Consider the following 21314-nt stretch of genomic DNA (forward strand, 5'->3'; position numbering starts at 1 on the left):
GACAACACACAGCAACTGAACCGCTTACGTTGGTTTTTAACCGCCTTTATGACTATTTCTCAGGTGAGTTCTCCATTTACTTTCTAATTCTAACTCAGATAATCCAAAAATTGCCTCAAAGTCATTAGGTTGTATAATTAGTTTTCTGATAGCGTCATAGCCGTAATTACTAATTAAAAACTCAACTATTAATGCAGAAAAAATATATCCATTCTTATCACCAAACTCAACAGTTCCAGCATTGCTTAAAATTTCCCAGCTAGGAATCTCATATTCGTTATCACTATTCACGAGAATCCTTTCATTTGTTTCTGTTAACTGCTTAGCGTAGTAAAAAGCAAATCCTTCATCCAACCATTTTGGTAAACCAACTTGACCTTGTTCACGCATATTTAATACAACAGCATGGCATAATTCGTGAATGATTGACTTCATAAGAGATTCGTAATTGTGAACCTTACCTGGATTCAAAGGGGATACCATCATCAATAAATTTTTCCCAGCAGCCCCAACGACCCAATCAGGAGCATCTTCAAAATTAATTGCTTTATGAAATTCTTTAATATCTGGATAGATAATCACTGCAATTTTATCTGCAAATTTTGTTTTCATTGTTCTGGTCAAGTCCAACCGGACACATTCCTAAAGGAATTTTCATACTCAATGGGTGATTGATCGCCGTTCGACGAATGCAATCGCTCCAGATTGTAATATTTCACATATGCAGCAACATCTTGCGTCATGTGCTCTCGTGTTGGTTGCGCTACTTTGAACAACCAGTCATATTTTAAACTGCCAAAAAACCTTTCAACCACCGCGTTATCCCAACACGCACTGTTGTGGTTGAATTAGCCGGACACTTCAATAAAGGATAATATTAGGCCTCAATGGCCGATATCAAATCGATTACTCCAACAATCGATATCATTCGTTTAGGGTTATAGGCCAATGCATGCAAGCTCATTTCAGTAGCCACATTCTGTTTGCGCTTCATTAAGAAGTGGGTAGCGTCCTTCCACATTTTGATGGTGCCAAATGGATGCTCGACGGCTTGCTTTCGTAGTACAGCCGTTTCGGGTGCGTTATCGAGTCTCTATTGCATTGCGTTGTCCATATTCACTTCCATCATTTACTGGAATAGTTTTCAAGGTAAACACTTTTTGTACTTGCTGTGCATGATAGCGATGCGGTAGATGGAGGATGCGCCTTGCAGGTGTGATTAACATTCTCTTTTCCAAAGCGCTTGGCATCTGCGACAAGTTGCACAACGTAACAACTCGTCCGAGCATATGCCGTTATAACTTCTAATGCACAACAAAATAAAGAATGGATTCTAATTTCAGAAAAATAAATTTGTATTTATAAAATAAGTTAATATACTTAAATAAGTTATTTAAGTTTTTATTTTGAAGGAGTATTAAATGGGTAGAGTCGCGGAATTTTCTGATGAGGAGATCATCAAGGCAGGTAATCATTTACTCAGTTTGAGTAAAATCGTTACACCTTTTGGTATAAGGCAGCTTATAGGAGGTGGAAGTGCACAGCGTATAAAAACAGTATGGTCCGAAGAGGTGGCAAAACGAAATAACGAGGCACTTAATGGCGACTCCAGCAAAGAAATCGAACTGCCAGCTGAAATGCAGGAGGCTCTTGAAAAAAGTATTGAAATGATTTCTCAACAATTAACGAGAGTAACCAAAATAAATTACAAGGTAGCCGCGGATGTAGCTGAAAGCAGAGTCGCTTCAGTTATAAAGAAACATGAAGAAAAGCTGGAAGAGTACAAACACTCAGAGTTCGAGGCATGCCAAGCTATTGACTCGCTTGATAAAGAAAATGAGGAACTTAAAAATGAGGTTACTTCTCTTTTAGCAAAAAATAGCTTACTTAGTAATGATAACGCTAAGTATTTCGGATCGATTGATTCATTAAAATCTCGTTTAGACGGTATGGACTTAAAGCTCGAATCGAAACAGTCTGAGCTTGTCGTACTTGCTAGAGAAAATGCTGAGTTAAAAATGCAAGCTAAGTCAGGTACTGGTAGCGCTTAAGTAAAAGTCTTAAGATTCTCGTTAGACTTTGATCTTCCCCTATATCTGTAGACATCTTTTACTTATTAAGGAAAATAAGGTAAGAAGGTAGAAAGTTTCTGGCAAAACCTAGGAAGAGCGAACATTATGGTTGAGATAATTAGAAAACTGAGTCGCCTTATAAAAGACCCAGCAATTGAGCGACTCGACTTGACGTTATCTAACCCAAATTTTTTCGAAATTTTGAGAATTTCTCATACCGAAATTAGGCACTCTAATTTTCTTGCATGGATATCAGATCCTTGTTCATATCCATAATCATCGAATCAATATCAATGACGAACAATATGATGACTTAGATATGTTGGAAGCCGATATTAAAAAATTGTTAGCGAAAGAAAAGTCATTCATCGAAAACGTTGAATCAGTGTTATTAAGTGCGCTAGAAAAAAGCTAAACGCCTTTTTAGTATCGTTTTATTGATACCATATTAATCGAGATATCGATATTGGGAACACTGTTTGCCTATGATCAATATGCCTTGGCCACTACAAAATCTAAAGCGCTACTTATGGAGGCATAGTGAGCAAACCTAAAATCCACCAATCCTTACAAAGCCGCTACCCTGAAGTAGCTAAAGAATGGCACCCCACAAAGAACGGAGCTCTGACGCCTGAGGATGTTTTTCCGAAGTCGGACAAGAAAGCATGGTTTCTATGTTCAAATAACAACACACATGAATGGTATACAAGACTTGCAGATAGAACGAGTAAGAGCTCTGGATGTCCATTTTGCTACCGACGAGTCACCCCAGAAACCAGTTTAGCGGCTAAGCACCCTGAAATTGCACAAGACTGGCACCCTACAAAAAATATCGACATTACGCCTAAGCAAGTAGCACCCAAAAGTAACAAATACTTCTGGTGGGTATGTAGCAAAGGGCATGAATATAAGATGCAACCCACTGAAAGAGTCAGTTATCATCGGGGATGCACAGAGTGCGCAAAATTTGGCTGGTCAGCACAAGAAACACGCATATATTGTGAGATTAAAGCGCTTTTCCCAGGGACTAAGTATCGATATAAGGTAAAGGGGAGTGAGATAGATGTATACATTCAATCCATTAGAATTGGCATCGAATATGATGGTCACTATTATCATCACAGCAAGGCGGTTAAAGATCGCGATAAAAACATATTCATGAAAAAACAAGATGTCGCGATTGTGCGAGTACGTGAACATCCCCTCCCGAAATTGTCACTATTAGATGTGATTACACCCGCTCGAGAGATATCAAAACAGGATGTAGATGCACTTATAACGTCCATAGTCGCATTAGTCCCATCAACCGCTAATATGGTATCTGATTACCTTAAGGAGACTGAATTTGTAAACGATGACGAATTCTTGGTTTATATGAGTTATTTTCCAGATCCCTTTCCAGAGAAGTCCTTAGCAGTGGTATATCCAGAGGTTGCATCACAATGGGATCATCGTAAAAACCATCCATTAACGCCTTATAACTTTACCCATGGCAGTCACCATCGCATCTGGTGGAAGTGTGCACATGGCCATTCGTTCCAACGCACCATTAATCATATGACGGGCAGTCGTGATAACAAATATAAAGGGTGTATAGCTTGCCGTAACGCCAAAAAGCTACCGCCTAATGACGCGCAATTGGACATTTTTGATTAATAAGCATGTCTATACAACACCACAAACGCCAATAGCGCTTTTTTAACATAACCCCCGATATGCGCTGCAGCCAACCGGCGTTGGTGACGATACTCGCGCTATAGGCGCAAAGGGCAGTTTAAGGCTCCGATTTTAGGGAAATTATGACCATTTAAATGGTGGAGAAATTAACCACTTTAGAGTTTTCAGGATTTTGCATTATTATCAATGATTGAAGGCTACTTTTAAACGTTCTCATATCAAAAGCTAAGAATAGTATTCTTTTGCACATTTTCATCATCAACTCGCTGCTAGCTATACTCTCGCACTTTTTGCAGCGATAGCTTAGCCATTTCGTGCTTATAAAAGGCATAAGAAATTTTGAGCCATCACAAGCGTCGCGTATGTTTAAATAGAATATGGAGTTACTGCAAATAAAAATTATTCACCATTTTGTTTTGAGTAGAATGCAATTTTTTGATACTTGTTACTTATAAACAAGCACAAAGGTCTATGTAAATAGCATTAATGAAAGATAAAATGATGCAACTTAATTAATAATAAACAATTGCTGGCATTTGATAATTCATAAAGTAGTATTATCATTTTGCAAATAATGAACTAAGAGCGCTGTGCAATACATTAAGAACGACGTTAAGACTATTCTTGAGAAAATCAAAGAGGTTTATTCGCTGAAAACTGACACCGATCTTTCTAAAAAACTTGGCGTTACTAAATCGTTTATGTCTCGTTTGAGGGCAGGTGAGCGTTCATTTTCCCCGACAAAAATGCGCGAAGTCGAAGCTTTGCTATACGCTAAACAGATCATAACATGCTCATATTTGGAAGGCGGATTTGAGCCTTCAGCACTCGATACTACTTCAGTAAGCCCTGAAATGCGTAAACGCATTATTGAAGTGGTTAAGGGTAAGTGTCAGCTTTGTATCAGCGATGCACCCTTCAAAGACAGCAGTGGGACTCCATATTTAATCGTCAAACCACTACAAGAATATGAAATGAGTACATCTTCAAAACTAACTGCACTTTGCCCAAACTGCTCTGCTCGTGTGATTATATTAAAGAATCCAAAAGACATTAGTCTTTTAAAAAGCTTTGTACATCTATGAGTTAAGCATATATACCTTTCTTAAATTTCAAAAATTGTGGCTATAAATTAAATGTTAATATTGATGAAGTCTTAGCTTTTCACGAGCTGAGATATCTCGTCGACCTAATGTCTACACTAAAATCAACTTCTATATTTTCTTAATAAATCAAAGGGAAATAAGCTATTAAAATTAAAGTTGACAAATAGGCAACTTTATCATATCATCCTCAAAGTCAAATTAAAGGAGAAAAATATGGCGTTAAAACTAACACGTAAATCAGGCGAGTCTGTCATTCTAAAGTATTCTGATACTTATGGTTTGCCTCAAAAAGTTCGAATTCTGCTTCGAAAAATTAAACGAAACGGTGACTTTGAGCTTGATTATCAATCATCAGTAGGCGCTAGGATACTTTCGTCGAGTGGACTAATTCAGGCCGTCAAATCAAATGAAAATCTTTTCATACGTCATGGAGTTGAGGACGTTTTATTGGTTAATGTGTCAGACGGTGTTGGTTCTAGACTTATTGTACGATTCGGTGTTGATAACACCGTGGGATCGCAATTTCGTATGTGGTTTGATGCACCAGAGGAGGTGAAAATTATCCGAGATGAACTAGAAAATGCTGCTTAGCAATTGAATAAATTTGACTACCCTGGGTGGTCGTCTATGCGGCAAAAAGTTGGATATAAGGCAGCGTTACACAGAAGCGCTGCTATTAAAGTATTGAGGTCTACAGAGGGATAAGTATGTCTGTAAATGAAAATCATCGAGCTAAAATAGAGATAGCGTTTCGTGAATATTTGAACAGCGACTATTTTCAAGGGCATGTTTACCCCGGTCAATTTTATGAGTTTTGTAAACAAAAGCGGGAATTTGAAAAAATAAATCACACACTTTGCAATCGAGTTCAGTTATCTGTAGAGCGGCTTGCAATGAGAGTAGATGCGTCTTTTCGAAGAAACGCGCCGCTCGACTCAACCGTTAATCAAGCTAAGCAATATTTAAAAATAGCGTTAGAGTGTACTGAAAATACGACAAATTTGTCGAGAGAATTGAGGACTTGTTTAGGTGATAAATTTGGCGATTTCACGAAGTATTTACCCGTTAAGACTATTGAGTATATGCATTCGATAGGCTTAAAACCTAATGAACTACCGGCGCTTGTGCGTGATGATTACCCAAAATTTTTCAGAAAAATGCAAATGGAAGGCTATCAGAAAACGTCTCAATACGTTGAATATATGAGAAATGAAACGATTCCTCTGCCGTTACGAGAGACAGTTCAGCAAGATGAGTCTGGGTTTCTTTACTGCTTCATCTCGAACCATGCGGCTAGAACGAAGGGGTATGTTGTCGTAAAAATCGGGCGCACAAAGCGTGCACTCTCTCGAATTTTATCTCATAAGTCGAGCTGGGATGAGCATCGGGTTATGCTACTGGCGTACACTTCGGCAGTTAAAAACAATGAGGAAAAACTCATTGCACACTTTGAGAGTGATCCCTTAACGATATCTTTTTATGACCCTAAGACTAAACGCAAATCGCCAGAGCTTTTCGAAATTCCGGCTTTATACGCTAATAAGTTATTTGCAGATTTTTTGGAAAGTCTAGGTTAATTTTTGCTTGAGAAAATTGCCATTTAGGAGCCCACTATGAATATAAGATTTAAAGAATTCAATCGTGAAACTGTAATTAGTTTTTTTAGAAACGATGTAGCTTGCGCCGTTGTTCATCTCAAAAATGGTGACTCATTCGCGTTCTATAATGATTCATTTAAGGCACTTAACGATGGCCCAAATAATGAGAGTGTCGTTATGAAGGCTGTGTGTGATGTTCACGATAAGCTCGGTGGATAATGGCATCTTATGCTCAACAACCAACAATATTGAGCGCCATATTCGATTGCAAAATTCTCAAGCGGCAACTAATTCACTCGCATCATTTTTAAAATTTCTTAAAGACAATAGCGAAGCAAGTCCTAGTTGACGACGACTCAGCAATAATATCGCCCCCGTTAATTTTTATAATGGACTTGGCAATCGTTAAGCCAAGTCCCGCACCTTGCCCATCTCGTTTGCGTGAAAAATCTGTTCTGTAGAAGCGATCAAACAAACGACTTAAATGTTCTTCAGGGATGACATCTCCATGGTTAATTATTGAAATGGAGATGGCGTCAATCGAATCCTTTGTTTCAATAATAATTTCATCGTCGTTAGGTGAGTAACGAATAGCGTTAGATATCAAATTACTAAGTGCCTGGCGAAACATTGTTTTATCACACACTAACTCAATTGACGGGCCGCGCAGTGTAATCGTTATATCTTTCTCATCCGAAAGTACTTCAAAATACTCAGTTAAGTCTTTGATCTCTTGGTTAACGGCTATTTTGTCTTTACTGGGTGTAATCAATCCATGCTCGGTTTGCGCTAGCAACAACATGTCGCTGACCATCTTGCTCATTCTTTCATATTCTTCAAGATGCGAATACAGTATATCCGTATACTCTTCGTTACTTCTTTCTCGGTTTAAAATTACTTGCGTTTGTGTCGTCAAGTTAGTTATTGGGGTTCTTAATTCATGTGCGATATCGGCGGAAAAAAATGACAGTCTTGAAAAACCATCTTCCAACTTTTGGATCATAGTATTGAACGAGTCGACTAACACCGTTAATTCAGTTGGAACGCCATTGGTGCTTAACCTCGCATCTAAATGGTCAGCAGATATTGTTTCAATTTTTCTACTTAAGTTTCTAAGTGGCGAATGTCCTCTATAAATCGCGAACCTTGCAGCTAATATCGTTACAATGGCTGCGAAGATAGTAATTAGCCATAGCGTTTTCTTAAAATTTTCCATATACGTCATATGGAATTCCATATTTGAAGCAACAATAACGCTATACGTTTCTTCTTGGCCACTTAAACTGACACTCGTTGTTAGCTTAGTTGCACGCAACATATGCTGAGTGTCTTGAAACAATATTAAATTATCAGGCGCTACGATTTCAAAAGTGGACGAATTCTTAGGAAAAAAACTAAAATCGGCATCCTTACTTGAGAAGAGTGTTTCGCCCAGTGCGTTTTCAACATGATAGTAAACACCATGATGGCCAGAAACCGCTTCAAACAGGGTTTCCGAAGGGGGCGTATTGTTCAGTGCTGCTTCTTTAAGTTTGGCATCAACAGCCAGGTAAACTTCGTTGAGTTCAGACGCATCTTGCTCGGTAAAATGCTGCTCTATTGAATGGATGACAATTGCATGCATCACCGAAAAGCATAATAGGACCGTTATTCCAACTAGGCTGGTTGTGCGAAAAGCGAGAGAGTTAGGCACAGAAAACCACTTATTCATTGTCAATCGCTGATAATTTGTAGCCCATACCACGAATAGTTTGGATTAATTTTGGAGAAAAATCGTCGTCAATTTTTGCTCTGAGACGTCTAATAGCCACGTCAATCACGTTGGTGTCGCTATCAAAATTAATGTCCCAAACTTGTGAAGCAATTAGGGAGCGCGGCAGCACTTCTCCTTGCCGCCTAACCATTAGCTCAAGTAAGGTAAATTCTTTGGTCGTGAGATTAATGGTTTTACCTGAGCGTGTGGCAATGCGAGACGGTATATCTAGCTGTAAATCGGCAATTGCGAGGGTATTGATTGGTACTGCAATGCCACGCCTCAGTAGTGAGCGCACTCGAGCAAGTAATTCTGCAAAGGCAAAAGGCTTTACTAGATAATCATCAGCGCCTAACTCAAGTCCTTTAACTCTGTCTTTAACGCTGTCTCTGGCCGTCAAAAATAATACAGGAGTGGGGTTGTTTGATTCTCGGAGCGAACTCATTATTTTCCAACCGTCAATATCAGGTAGCATGACATCTAAAATGACGAGCTCGAAATTACCTGTCATGGCTTTGTGGTGACCGTCCAAGCCGTTTCTCACCAACTCAATCACGAATCCCGCTTCTGATAGACCTTGTTTGATGTAATCGCCCGTTTTAGTTTCATCTTCAACTACCAATATTTTCATTTCAACTCCAGTTGATGAGGCAAAACCAATGCACCTAATTCTAAAGTGGGATTATTCTTTCATTGTGCCTGCGTCATTACTAAACCGCTGATCGCCATTATAAGGTACAACCGCATCTAATGTTGTCTTGATGACAAAATTGTAATCTGCATGTAATCGTATCGTCAGGTTGTATCGGTAATATAGCGTACTCAACTAGGTTTTATTAACAGCGACTGTCGCATTTGCTGGTTTATATTAAACTTCACAACATTGGATAAGCTTAACTTGTTTAAACGTTTCGTGCATATTATCTTCATCATTACGATGCTTGTATCGCAAGGTGCTAAGGCGTTTAGTTCTACTAATATGCCATGCTCGCAAGATCAAATGATGATGCCTAGCATGATTGAGATAGATACTCAAAGCTCACCTCAAACCAAACGCGCAATGGATGAAGGAGATATGAATTGTTGTGCAAAGGACTGTTGCTGCCCCATCGGTTTATTAACTATTGCCGCGCTCATAGGCGACAGTTTAATCGCGGAACCAAACTTCACTGAAACAAAAGTAGCGTCTTGCCACGCCGTATTCACAAGCATTTTCCCCTCACAATTACAACGCCCCCCAAAGAGCCTCACTGTTTAGTCACGCGCGTTTTTTGCTAATAGCCTCGTGAAAATAAGCATTGGCAAGGCCCAAGTTTATTTTCGCTCATTCATACTAAACACATTTTAATTGAGAGGACTTCACTATGAAATTTTCTATCTTGTTGCTTGCAAAGGCAAGCATACTTGCATCCGTTTTTATCATGACGGCATGCTCAGATGCATCAGATGCATCAGATGCATCAGATATTACGGCACCTCAAACGGTTGCAAACGATTCAACGAAAACAACACCTATTGAACTTACTGTATTTAAAAGTCGAACGTGCGGCTGCTGCCAAAAATGGATAGATCATGCCGAAGAATACGGTTTTGACGTCACAGCTAACAACGTAACGTTTCTTTCTGAGCTAAAGGATGACAAAGGCATTGCGCCGAACTACCGCTCTTGTCATACAGCAGAGTCAAAAGAGGGTTACGTATTTGAAGGGCATGTACCAGCAAAATTTATCAAACAATACTTAGCTACAGTGCCAGCCAACAGCATTGGTTTATCAGTACCTGCTATGCCTGTTGGTTCGCCAGGTATGGAAATGGGAGAGCGTTTTATGCCTTATCAAATACTCCTTTTGCATAGCGACGGCAGCTCAACAGTATATGCAGAGGTGGCAACTTATGAGGAGCAATTTTAATGAAATGTTTTATGTCTTTCATTTCGGTCACAACGTTCGTGTTTTTTAGTGCCAATGCAGTCGCGACTGACTCAAGTATTTTAACGTTAGAAGAAGCAATAACAGCGGCCGTCAAACAAGATCCTTGGTTAAAAGGGAGTCAATATAACGAAAACGCTATAATGGCAAATAGTGTGGCGGCGTCTACCTTACCGGATCCCGTTGTGTCAATTGGCTTAGCGAATCTGCCGACCGATGGATTTGCGTTTGACCAAGAACCCATGACACAGCTAAAAGCGGGCGTTTCGCAAATGTTTCCGCGCGGAGATAGTTTAGATATTCGCCGCCGGCAATTGCAAGAGCTTGCCAAACAACACCCTATTATGCGTCAAGATAGAATAGCCAAAACAACACTGGCAGTATCAATAAAGTGGTTAGAGATATTTCGCGCACAGCAAACTATAGGGTTAATTGAGCAAGACCGAGCCTTGTTCGAACAGTTAGGTGAAGTTGCACAAGCGAGTTATTCGTCTGCTGTAGGTAAAGTCCGCCAGCAAGATATTGTAAGGGCGCAGCTAGAGCTGACAAGGCTTGAAGATAGGCTTACTCAATTACACTCTCAAAAAGAACAAGCAACAGCGCAACTATTAGAATGGTTGTCTGACGAAGCAGCTTGGCCATCGAGTTCTCTAAATTACCAGCAAAATATTGACCTGCCTGTGTCTGCACCAACGATTCGTCCATTGTATCTAAATGCTCAGGGTGAATTAGAAAGCGGCAACATTCAAACATTGGCAAACTTGCTGAATAATCACCCCTACGTGCAGGCAATTGAGCAAAAGATAGAAGCCAGTAAAACCGGCATTGATTTAGCCAAGCAACAATACAAACCACAATGGGGCGTTAATGCAAGCTATGCTTATCGCGCAGACGATCAACTAGGACGCAGTCGAGCTGACTTCATCTCGGTCGGCGTAACGTTTGATCTCCCTCTATTTACCAATAACAAGCAAGACCAAGAGGTGTCGGCGGCCATCAGTCAAACCGAGGCCATAAAGACCGAAAAGAGGCTTGCATTGCGAGCACTGTTGTCGCAACTACAATCAGCTTATGCCGCGCACCAAAGACTGCTGCAACGTGCAGCCTTATATAAGACCGATATTTTGGTGCAAATGAGCGACCAAGCGGAAGCATCTTTAACTGCATATACCAATGATGATGGTGATTTTGCCGAAGTCGTTAGAGCAAGAATAGCCGACCTTAACGCCAGAATAGATGCACTGAACATAGACATTGACTTACTCAAGTCCCAATCACAATTAAACTACTTTTTTAGCGATGAACCTACTATCGCCAATACTCGTTTTGGAGACAAATAATGAAAAACGCTAGCACACTTGCTATTGGTCTGATTGCAGGTGCGGTGATCACTGCGCTTGTTTATACTTTCATCATGCCGCCAAGCAATAACAATGCTTCTGAGAGCACCGCAGATGCTGACCAACCCTTGTATTGGGTAGCGCCAATGGATCCTAACTATAGAAGAGATGCGCCCGGCAAGTCTCCGATGGGTATGGACTTAATTCCTGTTTTTGATGACGGCGGCAGCAATGCAGATAGTCCTGGGACAATTAAAATACACCCTAACGTGGAAAACAATTTAGGCGTACGAACAGCCAAAGTTGAGAAAAAAGCCCTACATGTGCCCATCAGAACAGTTGGCTATGTGCAGTATAACGAAGATACCCTTGTTCATATCCACCCTCGTGTTGAAGGCTGGGTTGACAACCTTTACGTCAAAGCCGCAGGTGATTATGTTGAAAAAGGTGAGCCACTGTATGCCCTCTACTCTCCTGAATTAGTGAACGCCCAAGAAGAGTATTTACTCGCGCGTAATCGCCAAAACAAAAACCTTATCGAGGCGGCCTCATCTCGTTTAGAAGCGCTTCAAATGCCAGCCTCAATCATAAAAAAACTTAATGACACTGGTAAAGTGCAACACACAATTACGTTTACAGCGCCCCAGACTGGTTTTGTAGATAATCTCAATATAAGACAAGGCTTTTACGTAAAACCCGGTGTGACTATGTTATCGATTGGTGCCTTAGATGAAGTATGGGTAGATGCAGAAATATTTGAGCGCCAGTCCAACCAGATTAAAAAAGGCTTAGCTGTCACCATGACCTTAGAGTATTTGCCAGGCAAAGAGTGGCAAGGAAAAGTGGATTACGTTTACCCAACCCTAGACGAAGGCACAAGAACATTAAAAGCACGGCTTCGCTTTGACAATCCAGACTACTTTTTAAAACCAAACATGTTTGCTCAGGTGACCATTCATTCTGATTTAGACGATGAAAACCTGCTCGTTCCCACCGAGGCGGTTATACGAACCGGCACACAAGACAGAGTCGTGCTGGCACTGGGCGAGGGACGCTTCAAATCTGTTGAAGTTAAAGTGGGCAATATTGTTAATGAATATACTGAAATCTTAACGGGTTTGAATGTCGATGATCTTATCGTTACCTCTGCACAGTTCTTGTTGGACTCAGAAAGCAGCATTTCATCAGATTTTAAACGAATGGAAGAGCCTGATGCCGCTCCAATGATGGTTTGGACAACCGCAACGGTGAATAGCGTAATGATAGATCATCAAATGGTTAACCTAGATCATGCGGCAATTGAAGATTGGGGTTGGCCAAGTATGACAATGGATTTCAATGTCGCAGACGATATTGATATTAGCCAGTTAACTGTAGGTATGTCACTGCACCTTCAAATCACCAAGCTGGATTCGGGAGACTATTACATCAGTACTATTCATATTGTTGATGAAGACGGCAATATGATGCACATGGAAGAGATGATGGATATGGACGATATGGACATGGGCGATATGGAAAGCATGGATCATTCTTCTGAGTCAGGTGCTAGCAAAGAAATGGATCATGCTAATCATGGAGGACAATACTAATGATTACAGCCATTATTAAATGGTCTATCAATAACCGTTTTTTCGTTTTACTCATGGCCGCGTTAATTGTGAGCGGTGGTTTATTAGCGCTAAAAAACACACCTGTAGACGCCTTGCCTGACTTGTCAGATGTACAAGTGATTATTAAAACGAGTTACCCGGGCCAAGCTCCACAGGTCGTAGAAGATCAAGTTACCTATCCTTTAACCACGGCAATGTTATCGGTGCCCGGTGCTAAAACGGTTCGGGGCTTTTCGTTCTTTGGTGACTCATTTGTTTATATTATATTTGATGATGATACAGACCTTTACTGGGCACGAAGCCGAGTGTTGGAATACTTATCTCAGGTTGCACCTAACTTACCAGACAATGCAAAGCCACAATTAGGTCCTGATGCCACTGGTGTGGGCTGGGTCTACCTTTATGCACTGGTCGATAAGACTGGCCAGCACGATATTAGTCAGTTACGTAGCTTACAAGATTGGTTTTTGAAGTTTGAATTACAAACAGTGCCAGGCGTTTCTGAGGTATCTGCTATTGGCGGCATGGTTAAGCAATATCAGGTCAGAGTCGACCCCGAAAAGCTTAGAGCATATGGGATCCCACTGTCGCATGTTCAAACGGCTATCAAGCGAGGTAATCAAGAGATTGGCGCATCAGTGATTGAGATGGCTGAAGCTGAGTATATGGTAAGAGCAACGGGCTATATAGAAAATAAGCGAGATATTGAGCTAATTCCCTTAGGCGTTAATGACAAGGGCACGCCATTGCTGATTAAAGATATCGCCGATGTGCAAATAGGGCCGCAGATGAGACGCGGGGTGGCTGAACTAAATGGTGAGGGCGAAACGGTTGGTGGCATTGTGGTTATGCGCTTTGGTGAAAATGCACAAACAACCATCGATGGCGTAAAAGCCAAGCTAGAAGAACTCAAAAAAGGCCTTCCTGATGGTGTAGAAATAGTCACGGTGTATGACCGTTCGGCTTTAATAGAACGTGCAGTAGAGAATTTAGCATACAAACTACTTCAAGAATTTGCTGTGGTGGCGCTAGTGTGTATCGCTTTTTTGTTTCACATTCGTTCATCGCTAGTGGTTATTATTAGTCTTCCCGTGGGTATTTTAGCAGCATTTATCGTGATGTATTTTCAAGGGATAAATGCCAATATTATGTCGCTAGGCGGCATTGCCATTGCGATAGGAGCGATGGTAGATGGTGCAATCGTAATGATTGAAAATATGCACAAGCATATGGAAAAAACACCGCTTACCAAGGAAAATAGATGGCGGGTGGTGACAGAAGCCGCGACAGAAGTTGGCCCTGCGATTTTCTTTAGTTTATTAATCATAACGGTTAGTTTTCTGCCTGTATTTACCTTAGAAGCACAGGAAGGCAGGATGTTCTCGCCTTTGGCATATACTAAAACATACGCAATGGCCGCCGCTGCAATATTGGCAATCACCTTAGCGCCAGTGCTTATGGGATATTTCATTCGTGGCAAGGTCTTAGCTGAAAATAAAAACCCAGTGAATAAAAGCCTATCATTTGTATATATTCCAACCTTAAAAAAAGTACTAAAGTTTCCAAAGATTACTTTGCTAGCAGCGCTTGTGGTTTTAGTCGTTGGCTTTTGGCCAATCAATAAAATCGGCAGCGAATTTATCCCGCCCCTAAATGAAGGCGATTTGATGTATATGCCCACCACCTATGCGGGTATATCCATTGGAAAGGCTAGAGAATTACTGCAACAAACCAATAAGTTGATTAAAACAGTCCCTGAGGTTGAAACTGTGTTTGGAAAAGTGGGTAGGGCAGACTCCGCTACTGATCCTGCGCCGCTGACTATGATAGAAACGTTTATCCAACTTAAACCACAATCGCAGTGGCGAGAGGGCTTAAGCAGCGATGATCTTATAAAAGAATTTGATTCGCTAATCGATATTCCAGGCTTAACCAATGCGTGGGTCATGCCAATAAAAACCCGCATTGATATGTTGGCAACGGGAATAAAAACGCCAGTGGGCATAAAAATAGGCGGGCCCGACCTTAAGGAAATACAAGGCATTGGGCAACAAATAGAAACGATACTATCGAAAGTTGAAGGCACTGCGTCTGTTTACTCTGAGCGTGTTGCTGGCGGCAGGTATGTAAAGGTTGATATTCAGCGTGAGAAAGCCGCTCGCTATGGCTTAAACATCGCAGATATTCAGTCAGTTGTAGCCAGTGCGATTGGTGGCATGAATGTGACCCAAAGCGTAGAAGGTTTAGAAAGATACCCTGTTAATGTTCGCTACCCGCAGTCATATCGCTCGTCTCCTGAGGCCTTATCTTTATTGCCTATTGTTACGCCCCAAGGTCAAAGAATTGCGCTGGCTGATGTTGCCGATGTGTATATTGAAGATGGTCCTCCAGGCATTAAAAGCGAGAATGCAAGGTTAAATGGTTGGGTGTTTGTTGATATTGAGGGTGTTGATATTGGCAGCTACGTTGTCAACGCACAAAAAGCAGTAAATGAACAAATTGTTTTGCCAGCGGGCTACTCTATTAAATGGTCAGGACAGTATGAGTACATGATGAGGGCGAAAGCGAAGCTAGCCTATGTGGTGCCATTAACATTGGCAATTATCATTGTACTGTTGTACTTGAACTTTCGAAATGCGATTGAGGTGGCGATCATCCTAGGCACTGTTCCCTTGGCAATGGTGGGTAGCATTTGGTTGATGTATTTAGAGGGTTTTAATTTCTCAGTTGCGGTTGGCGTTGGTTTTATTGCGCTAGTTGGAGTCGCCGTTGAAATAGGAGTCATAATGCTGGTATATCTGAACCAAGAGTACAAAGAGATGTTGGAGAAATGCCGCAATAACAATACTCGACCAACTTTAGAGAGCCTTACCACTGTGGTGTTAAATGCCGCGGCGTTAAGAGTACGCCCCGTTATGATGACGGCGCTAACGATTATTATAGGCCTACTGCCTATTTTATATGGGTCGGGAACCGGCTCAGAAGTTATGAGTAGAATTGCAGCACCTATGGTCGGGGGCATGGTGAGTGCAGTACTACTCACGCTTTTAGTATTACCTGCTATATATCTACTGTGGAAAAAAAGACAGATACAGAATCTAGACGACAATTTTAACCCTAAAACTTAACATAAGAGAGATAAAAATATGAAAAAGTACATCACAATTTTATTTGCAGCCATAACCAGCATGTCTGCGTTCGCGCATACCGATTTGGCATCGTCAGTACCCAATAACAATGCCATGTTGATGGAAAGCCCAGAGGAAGTAGCCGTGACATTTGAAGAGAAAGTGCGTTTAGTCAGCTTAACTGTATCAAATAGCAAGGATGAACCAGTAGCAATAGACTTTGCGCCATCAATGGAGGCGAGCGAGATCTTTTCTTATAGCCTACCCGTGTTAATGCCAAGCACTTACACCGTGTCTTGGACGATCATGGGAGACGACGGCCATAAAATGAAAGGTGACTTTTCATTTATGGTACACGCCATGGACAAAAAGAAAGGTATGAAGAATATGCATGACATGCATGACATGAAGGACATGAAAGATAAAAAGATGGACCATACACAGCATAACGAGCACTGAGAGAGATGTTCATTACACCAGAAATTTGGACAGCTTTACTTATACTGAATAAGTTTCTGGTGTACCTCGGGATATCAGCAGCCATTGGTATTAGTGTAACGATGCTGATATTTACCCATCGGGATGTATTAAATAATAGACACTTTATTGTCAGCCAATGGCAAACAAGCATCAGTAAGTATGGTGTTCTATTTATTTCTGTTGCCTTTATCGCCAACCTCTTTGACTTTTTAGTACAAGTGGGGAATATGTCCGAGACTGGTTTGAAGGGGATGTTTGAACCCATTATGCTAAACATGCTTTGGGTTAGCTCAGTTGGCACATTAACCGTTGTTAGAGCAATAGCGTTTGCCTTAGCGGCTGCGATGATGATTTATGCGTTAAGGTTACATAATCCACTTAATAGTGCTGCTAAGTTACTTGTCTTTGGACTATTCACTCTTATAGTGATATTTCTGCTTAGCGTCTCATTTACCCTTTCTGGACATACCAATACGCTTGAGTTTGGAAGTGTCACACTAATTACCTTGCATGTTGCGATAGCCTTTGCATGGCTTGGATCGCTTGTGCCACTGCTATATGCAAGCTATTGCTTCAATGACAATGAGCTGTATTTATTAATGCACCGATTTGGTCGCTACGCATCATGGGTTGTGGCTGTCATGTTGATTGCAGGCACAGTGATGTTAGTGCAGCTAGTGCCTAACATTGAGGATCTTTTTTCGAGCGCCTACGGTCAACTTTTCATACTGAAAATTGTTGGGGTGCTATTACTACTTGCTTTTGCAATCGCGCATAAGTTTTTTCTCGTTCCTCACATACTCCAAAAAGACAAGGGAGCTATAAAACTGCGACATTCAATTATAGCTGAAGCCGTTATTGGCCTGCTCGTATTATTTACCACCAGTATTGTCACAACAGCAGTTGGGCCGGCAATGTAGCAGCTTCAACTCTTAACCAATTACTTTATTTACTATCTATTGAAGGTACCTTTATGAACCACATGATTAAAACTAAGTTTATTACAATGCTCGCTCTTATTCTCTTGAGTGGGGTAGTATTTTCTCATGAAAATGACACTGCAAAAGAAGCAAAATCGAAGATGTTCTCGGGTCTTGAAACCTCAGCGGGCAAGACAGTGTTAGCTTTTCATAAAGCCCTAGAAACCGGTGATGCACAAACAGCCCGCAGCTTGCTTGCTGATGACGTATTGATACTCGAAGGGAAGGGCGTTGAGAGAAGCGCACAAGAGTATGCAAGTCATCATATGCTATCGGATATGAAATATTTAAAAGCGATGACAATCACTTCACTAGAACATCACATAAACCAACTCAACAACGTGGCTATTTCGATAGCTAGAAGCAGTGTGAAAGGTACCTATAAAGATAAAAATGTTGATCGCATAGGCAATGAGACGATAACACTCATGAAGTTAAATGATACTTGGAAAATTACCCATATACATTGGTCCAATTAATTGCCAATAGCTTGGCGTTTTATACACAAGCTATTTCTATCCATCTGTTTTCATGACAGAAATGTAATTGAATGGTAATGCAATTGCCGTTAATGATTGACGTAGATCATGTAAGTTATAAGCCACCCCAGTAAGCTTTGTATCAATTCGCGGTTTGATTGAATACTGTCCCGGCTAAATGGTAACAAATAGGTGTTGACCTGTGAGCAGCTCACAGGTTTACCATTCAGTTGTAATTTATACACAAAGCAGTTTTGGTGAATCAGAGACGTGAAACAAATGAAAAAGGAGTGCCAAATGCAAGTGACAGAATTAGCAGACACATTCGGCGTAAAAAAAGACACCGTTCGATACTACACAAGGATTGGTTTACTGCGTCCGTCAAAATCATCGAACAACGGTTATAAATTCTATGCTACGCCTGAGCAAAGTCGTCTTCGCTTTATTCTAAGTGCTCGCGATTTAGGCTTCTCGATTGAAGACATAAAACAAATATTCTCAGAATCTGATGAGGGTAAAACACCTTGCCCAACAGTAAGAGTGTTAATTGAACAAAGGCTGCAAGAAACTGAACAACGGTTTATTGAAATGGCGAGGCTGAGAGACCGAATGCAAAGCGCAATAAAGGCTTGGGATCATATGCCAGACAAAGCGCCCTGTAGCAACGTTATCTGCCATTTAATTGAAGATTTCGAGCTTGTACAAAGCGACACAAAAAACAGTAACGTACAGACATAAAAGAACACGTAACCATTCTAAACGGAGGGTTTGATGAGTAATACAAACAATGATGCGAGTGAGACTAAACACGCATGCTGTAGCAACAAAAAAGCACCTAGCGGCAAAGTAGCAGCTACTAAAGACGAGCCTAAGCAAGAGAAGGTCGACACCCCTAGCAGTGCCAATGCTCAATCCAACAAAACTGAAGAACATCATTTAATTATTGATGGTGCCAGTTGTGCTAGCTGTGTAACTAAGATTGAAAAAGCATTGCGGGCTGTTGACGGGGTGCAAAGTGCAGATATGAACTTCGCACAACGCAGCGTCATCGTTACTGGCAACGTTAAGGACTCAAATCTGATTACAGCAGTTGAAATTGCCGGTTATAACGCAAAAGTAGATACCAGTGAGTCAGAAGAACAAGCGCTAGACGAAAAAGAAAAAGCCGATTGGCAGTATTACAAAAAGCTCATGCGAGACATGACTATTGCCTTGGCTCTCGGCGTGCCACTGATGATATATGGCCTTACCATAGGCGAGATGACGGTTAATACCACGGGCGAGCGAATTGGCTGGTTCATGGTGGGTTTGGCAACCCTAGGCGTGATGTACTTCTCGGGTAAGCATTTTTATATTGGCGCATGGAATTCGTTAAAAAACCATTCAGCTAATATGGATACCCTAATTGCATTAGGTACTGGCACCGCGTGGATATATTCAATGGTAGTTGTTTCCGTGCCAGACTTATTGCCGCAAATGGCACGTCATGTCTACTTTGAAGCGACGGCCATGATCATTGGCTTAATTAACCTCGGTTTAGCACTTGAAATAAAAGCACGCGGGAAAACCTCAGAAGCAATTAAACGATTAATTGGCCTGCAAGCCAAAACCGCTAGAGTAATTAGAGATGACAAAGATATAGATATACCTATCGAAGATGTATTGCTCAACGATTTAATTCGAGTACGCCCAGGGGAAAAAATATCCGTCGATGGGCTGGTGGTTGAAGGGCACACTGCGGTAGATGAATCCATGTTAACGGGTGAGCCCATGCCCGTTGAGAAAAGCGAAGGCGACAAAGTGGTTGCTGGAACGATTAATAAATCAGGTTCAATTATATTTAAAGCGACGCGTGTGGGTAAAGATACTGCGCTTGCACACATCATCAATATGGTGAAAAGAGCGCAAAATTCTAAGCCACCAATAGGTCGCTTAGCGGATGTGATTTCAGCATACTTCGTCCCAGTAATTATGATTATTGCGGTACTCAGTGCACTAGCTTGGCTAAACTTTGGCCCTTCTCCAGCCGTTGCATTTGCGATTGTATCGGCGACCACGGTGCTGATCATCGCCTGCCCTTGTGCACTGGGTTTAGCCACGCCCATGTCAGTAATGGTGGGGGTAGGCAAAGCAGCAGAAGCTGGCGTATTAATTCGAAACGGTGAAGCGCTACAAACAGCGTCCAAAATCACCACCATGATCCTTGATAAGACGGGTACGATTACCGAAGGTGCGCCAAAAGTTACAGATGTCTTATTAGCTGAAGGGCAAGAAAGAGAGCATGTATTAATGCTTGCTGCGAGTATTGAAGCGGGCTCTGAACATCCACTGTCAATGGCCATTGTCGAAAGTGCCAAAGAACAAGGTATTGAAGCACGCAAAGTCAGTGCTTTTGCCTCAATTGCCGGTAAAGGCGTTGAAGCTACATTAGATGACAGTCAGCTATTGTTTGGTAACGAAAAGCTAATGAAAGACCGTGGCATTAACATTGATGCGTTCATAGACAAAGCACAAGCACTAGCTCAAGAAGCAAAAACACCTATGTATTTTGCTATCAACAATAAACTGGCGGCCGTAATAGCGGTTGCTGACCCCATTAAACCAGATTCGATTGAAGCCATTAAACGACTACAAAGCAAGGGGATCCGCATTGTTATGTTGACTGGTGATAATCGCTTAACAGCAAAAGCAATAGCAAGCAAAGTAGGGATCACGGAGTTTGTCGCTGAAGTCATGCCAGAAGACAAAGCAAACAAAGTCGCACAATTGCAACAAGAGGGCGAAATAGTCGGCATGACCGGTGACGGTATTAATGATGCGCCTGCTCTGGCACATGCCAATGTTGGTTTCGCTATCGGTACTGGCACTGATGTCGCCATTGAGAGCGCTGATATCACCCTTATGCGCGGCTCATTGCATGGCTTAGCCGATGCTATAGCTATAAGCAAAGCGACCTTAACAAACATTAAGCAGAACTTGTTTGGTGCATTCATTTACAACATGGCTGGCGTGCCCATAGCGGCCGGTGTTTTATATCCATTTTTTGGTTTGTTATTAAGTCCCATTATAGCTGGTGCAGCCATGGCGTTTTCGTCATTAACCGTGGTAACTAACGCCAATCGTCTGCGTCTTTTTAAGGCAAAAGACCACTAGGAGGTTT

21 protein-coding genes and 2 pseudogenes are annotated in these 21314 nt (G+C 41.4%); 16 read left to right on the top strand and 7 right to left on the bottom strand.

Features of this window, described 5'->3' with window-relative positions; all coding sequences use genetic code 11:
- Positions 1-36: 36 nt before the first annotated feature.
- From AB9H30_RS10155 to AB9H30_RS10170, 4 genes and pseudogenes are all read right to left on the bottom strand, one after another.
- The gene (locus AB9H30_RS10155; RefSeq protein ID WP_371194557.1) at positions 37-612 is read right to left on the bottom strand and encodes a peptidase MA family metallohydrolase; all 576 of its coding nucleotides are present in this window, start codon (positions 610-612) and stop codon (positions 37-39) included.
- Positions 613-620: 8 nt separating this feature from the next.
- Positions 621-833 (bottom strand): annotated as a pseudogene (locus AB9H30_RS10160) (integrase core domain-containing protein); the annotation flags it as partial.
- Between the two features lie 44 nt (positions 834-877).
- Positions 878-1093, bottom strand: a pseudogene (locus tag AB9H30_RS10165) (IS5/IS1182 family transposase); the annotation flags it as partial.
- The gene (locus AB9H30_RS10170) at positions 1083-1226 is read right to left on the bottom strand and encodes a hypothetical protein (RefSeq protein ID WP_371194558.1); all 144 of its coding nucleotides are present in this window, start codon (positions 1224-1226) and stop codon (positions 1083-1085) included. The gene AB9H30_RS10170 and the pseudogene AB9H30_RS10165, both read right to left, overlap by 11 nt.
- A 195-nt stretch (positions 1227-1421) precedes the next feature.
- Between AB9H30_RS10170 and AB9H30_RS10175 the strand changes: the two genes are divergently transcribed.
- The 7 genes from AB9H30_RS10175 (at position 1422) to AB9H30_RS10205 (ending at position 6672) form a co-directional block, all read left to right on the top strand.
- Positions 1422-2051 (top strand): DNA-binding protein, encoded by a 630-nt coding sequence (locus tag AB9H30_RS10175; protein ID WP_371194559.1) that lies wholly within the window; start codon positions 1422-1424, stop codon positions 2049-2051.
- Between the two features lie 262 nt (positions 2052-2313).
- Positions 2314-2487, top strand: a complete 174-nt coding sequence (locus AB9H30_RS10180; protein WP_371194560.1) for a hypothetical protein — start codon at positions 2314-2316, stop codon at positions 2485-2487.
- A gap of 125 nt (positions 2488-2612) precedes the next feature.
- Positions 2613-3728 carry a zinc-ribbon domain-containing protein gene (locus AB9H30_RS10185; protein ID WP_371194561.1) on the top strand — a complete coding sequence of 372 codons (1116 nt, stop codon included), beginning with the start codon at positions 2613-2615 and terminating at the stop codon, positions 3726-3728.
- A 611-nt stretch (positions 3729-4339) separates the two neighbouring features.
- A complete protein-coding gene (locus tag AB9H30_RS10190) occupies positions 4340-4834 on the top strand; it encodes a hypothetical protein (RefSeq protein WP_371194562.1) in 495 nt (164 codons plus the stop codon).
- 234 nt (positions 4835-5068) lie between these two features.
- Positions 5069-5446: a hypothetical protein gene (locus AB9H30_RS10195; protein WP_371194563.1), complete on the top strand. Its 378-nt coding sequence runs from the start codon at positions 5069-5071 to the stop codon at positions 5444-5446.
- Between the two features lie 116 nt (positions 5447-5562).
- Positions 5563-6432: a hypothetical protein gene (locus tag AB9H30_RS10200; protein WP_371194564.1), complete on the top strand. Its 870-nt coding sequence runs from the start codon at positions 5563-5565 to the stop codon at positions 6430-6432.
- A 36-nt stretch (positions 6433-6468) separates the two neighbouring features.
- A complete protein-coding gene (locus AB9H30_RS10205; RefSeq protein WP_371194565.1) occupies positions 6469-6672 on the top strand; it encodes a hypothetical protein in 204 nt (67 codons plus the stop codon).
- 88 nt (positions 6673-6760) lie between these two features.
- On the opposite strand, the gene AB9H30_RS10210 is transcribed toward AB9H30_RS10205, so the two are convergent.
- The 3 genes from AB9H30_RS10210 to AB9H30_RS10220 form a co-directional block, all read right to left on the bottom strand.
- On the bottom strand, positions 6761-8164 hold the full coding sequence (locus tag AB9H30_RS10210) for a heavy metal sensor histidine kinase (protein ID WP_371194566.1): 1404 nt from the start codon (positions 8162-8164) through the stop codon (positions 6761-6763).
- The gene (locus AB9H30_RS10215; RefSeq protein ID WP_371194567.1) at positions 8157-8837 is read right to left on the bottom strand and encodes a heavy metal response regulator transcription factor; all 681 of its coding nucleotides are present in this window, start codon (positions 8835-8837) and stop codon (positions 8157-8159) included. Before AB9H30_RS10215 ends, AB9H30_RS10210 begins: the two co-directional genes overlap by 8 nt.
- Positions 8838-9250: 413 nt before the next feature.
- The gene (locus AB9H30_RS10220; RefSeq protein ID WP_371194568.1) at positions 9251-9412 is read right to left on the bottom strand and encodes a hypothetical protein; all 162 of its coding nucleotides are present in this window, start codon (positions 9410-9412) and stop codon (positions 9251-9253) included.
- Between the two features lie 158 nt (positions 9413-9570).
- On the opposite strand from AB9H30_RS10220, the gene AB9H30_RS10225 reads away from it, so the two are divergent.
- The 9 genes from AB9H30_RS10225 (at position 9571) to AB9H30_RS10265 (ending at position 21307) form a co-directional block, all read left to right on the top strand.
- The gene (locus AB9H30_RS10225; protein ID WP_371194569.1) at positions 9571-10116 is read left to right on the top strand and encodes a DUF411 domain-containing protein; all 546 of its coding nucleotides are present in this window, start codon (positions 9571-9573) and stop codon (positions 10114-10116) included.
- Positions 10116-11474 carry a TolC family protein gene (locus AB9H30_RS10230; RefSeq protein WP_371194570.1) on the top strand — a complete coding sequence of 453 codons (1359 nt, stop codon included), beginning with the start codon at positions 10116-10118 and terminating at the stop codon, positions 11472-11474. Before AB9H30_RS10225 ends, AB9H30_RS10230 begins: the two co-directional genes overlap by 1 nt.
- Entirely contained in the window at positions 11474-13066 is a 1593-nt protein-coding gene (locus tag AB9H30_RS10235; protein WP_371194571.1) for an efflux RND transporter periplasmic adaptor subunit, read from the top strand. Before AB9H30_RS10230 ends, AB9H30_RS10235 begins: the two co-directional genes overlap by 1 nt.
- The gene (locus AB9H30_RS10240) at positions 13066-16215 is read left to right on the top strand and encodes an efflux RND transporter permease subunit (protein WP_371194572.1); all 3150 of its coding nucleotides are present in this window, start codon (positions 13066-13068) and stop codon (positions 16213-16215) included. Before AB9H30_RS10235 ends, AB9H30_RS10240 begins: the two co-directional genes overlap by 1 nt.
- 18 nt (positions 16216-16233) lie before the next feature.
- Positions 16234-16674: a copper resistance protein CopC gene (locus AB9H30_RS10245; RefSeq protein WP_371194573.1), complete on the top strand. Its 441-nt coding sequence runs from the start codon at positions 16234-16236 to the stop codon at positions 16672-16674.
- A gap of 5 nt (positions 16675-16679) precedes the next feature.
- On the top strand, positions 16680-17615 hold the full coding sequence (locus tag AB9H30_RS10250) for a copper resistance D family protein (RefSeq protein ID WP_371194574.1): 936 nt from the start codon (positions 16680-16682) through the stop codon (positions 17613-17615).
- A gap of 53 nt (positions 17616-17668) precedes the next feature.
- Positions 17669-18154 carry a DUF4440 domain-containing protein gene (locus AB9H30_RS10255; protein WP_371194575.1) on the top strand — a complete coding sequence of 162 codons (486 nt, stop codon included), beginning with the start codon at positions 17669-17671 and terminating at the stop codon, positions 18152-18154.
- A gap of 297 nt (positions 18155-18451) precedes the next feature.
- Positions 18452-18892 (top strand): MerR family DNA-binding protein, encoded by a 441-nt coding sequence (locus tag AB9H30_RS10260; protein WP_371194576.1) that lies wholly within the window; start codon positions 18452-18454, stop codon positions 18890-18892.
- A 33-nt stretch (positions 18893-18925) separates the two neighbouring features.
- Positions 18926-21307, top strand: coding sequence for a copper-translocating P-type ATPase (locus AB9H30_RS10265; RefSeq protein ID WP_371194577.1), 2382 nt, complete (start codon positions 18926-18928; stop codon positions 21305-21307).
- Positions 21308-21314 lie beyond the last annotated feature (7 nt).

The organism is Glaciecola sp. SC05, assembly GCF_041380235.1.
GTDB lineage: Bacteria > Pseudomonadota > Gammaproteobacteria > Enterobacterales > Alteromonadaceae > Glaciecola.

Excerpts from the sequence above, each read along its gene's own strand:
- AB9H30_RS10155 (WP_371194557.1), bottom strand. The coding sequence starts at position 612 with ATGAAAACAAAATTTGCAGATAAAATTGCAGTGATTATCTATCCAGAT.
- AB9H30_RS10170 (WP_371194558.1), bottom strand. The coding sequence starts at position 1,226 with ATGTTAATCACACCTGCAAGGCGCATCCTCCATCTACCGCATCGCTAT.
- AB9H30_RS10175 (WP_371194559.1), top strand. The coding sequence starts at position 1,422 with ATGGGTAGAGTCGCGGAATTTTCTGATGAGGAGATCATCAAGGCAGGT.
- AB9H30_RS10195 (WP_371194563.1), top strand. The coding sequence starts at position 5,069 with ATGGCGTTAAAACTAACACGTAAATCAGGCGAGTCTGTCATTCTAAAG.
- AB9H30_RS10200 (WP_371194564.1), top strand. The coding sequence starts at position 5,563 with ATGTCTGTAAATGAAAATCATCGAGCTAAAATAGAGATAGCGTTTCGT.
- AB9H30_RS10205 (WP_371194565.1), top strand. The coding sequence starts at position 6,469 with ATGAATATAAGATTTAAAGAATTCAATCGTGAAACTGTAATTAGTTTT.
- AB9H30_RS10210 (WP_371194566.1), bottom strand. The coding sequence starts at position 8,164 with ATGAATAAGTGGTTTTCTGTGCCTAACTCTCTCGCTTTTCGCACAACC.
- AB9H30_RS10215 (WP_371194567.1), bottom strand. The coding sequence starts at position 8,837 with ATGAAAATATTGGTAGTTGAAGATGAAACTAAAACGGGCGATTACATC.
- AB9H30_RS10225 (WP_371194569.1), top strand. The coding sequence starts at position 9,571 with ATGAAATTTTCTATCTTGTTGCTTGCAAAGGCAAGCATACTTGCATCC.
- AB9H30_RS10230 (WP_371194570.1), top strand. The coding sequence starts at position 10,116 with ATGAAATGTTTTATGTCTTTCATTTCGGTCACAACGTTCGTGTTTTTT.
- AB9H30_RS10235 (WP_371194571.1), top strand. The coding sequence starts at position 11,474 with ATGAAAAACGCTAGCACACTTGCTATTGGTCTGATTGCAGGTGCGGTG.
- AB9H30_RS10240 (WP_371194572.1), top strand. The coding sequence starts at position 13,066 with ATGATTACAGCCATTATTAAATGGTCTATCAATAACCGTTTTTTCGTT.
- AB9H30_RS10245 (WP_371194573.1), top strand. The coding sequence starts at position 16,234 with ATGAAAAAGTACATCACAATTTTATTTGCAGCCATAACCAGCATGTCT.
- AB9H30_RS10250 (WP_371194574.1), top strand. The coding sequence starts at position 16,680 with ATGTTCATTACACCAGAAATTTGGACAGCTTTACTTATACTGAATAAG.
- AB9H30_RS10255 (WP_371194575.1), top strand. The coding sequence starts at position 17,669 with ATGAACCACATGATTAAAACTAAGTTTATTACAATGCTCGCTCTTATT.
- AB9H30_RS10260 (WP_371194576.1), top strand. The coding sequence starts at position 18,452 with ATGCAAGTGACAGAATTAGCAGACACATTCGGCGTAAAAAAAGACACC.
- AB9H30_RS10265 (WP_371194577.1), top strand. The coding sequence starts at position 18,926 with ATGAGTAATACAAACAATGATGCGAGTGAGACTAAACACGCATGCTGT.